Source organism: Shinella sp. M31 (genome assembly GCF_049199205.1).
Lineage (GTDB): Bacteria > Pseudomonadota > Alphaproteobacteria > Rhizobiales > Rhizobiaceae > Shinella.
This window is the reverse complement of the sequence record NZ_JBLZPH010000161.1, coordinates 1-455: the sequence shown is the minus strand read 5'-3', so window position 1 is coordinate 455 and position 455 is coordinate 1. Positions and strand designations below refer to the sequence as shown.

Below are 455 nucleotides of genomic sequence, written 5' to 3'. Positions count from 1 at the left end.
TCGGGTGCGATCCAGCATCTGGCCGGCATGAAGGACAGTAAGGTGATCGTTGCGATCAACAAGGACGAGGAGGCACCGATCTTCCAGGTCGCCGACTACGGCCTCGTCGCGGACCTCTTCGAGGCCCTGCCGGAACTGCAGAAGGCAGTGTAAGCACATACCGACCCGCTATTTGCCTCCCAAGCGACGGATGGCGCGGCTCTAAGGGCCGCGCCATTCTTCTGACATTCATGACCTGGAGATACGCCGAATGAAAAGCCACGTCCTGACCGTATCCTGCCAATCGACCCGCGGCATCGTCGCCGCCATCACCGGCTACCTCGCCGAAAAGGGGTGCTACATCTCGGATTCGTCGCAGTTCGACGATCTCGAGACGGGCCTGTTCTTCATGCGCCTGACCTTCCTGTCCCAGGAAGGCGTGTCGGAAGACGACATCAAGGCCGGCTTTGCTCCCG

Annotated in this window: 2 pseudogenes; both read left to right on the top strand. The window is 60.7% G+C overall.

What is annotated here, in order from left to right:
* Window positions 1–153, top strand: a pseudogene (locus tag ACOZKU_RS25870) (electron transfer flavoprotein subunit alpha/FixB family protein); the annotation flags it as partial.
* Between the two features lie 97 nt (window positions 154–250).
* A pseudogene (gene purU / locus ACOZKU_RS25865) lies at window positions 251–455 on the top strand (formyltetrahydrofolate deformylase); the annotation flags it as partial.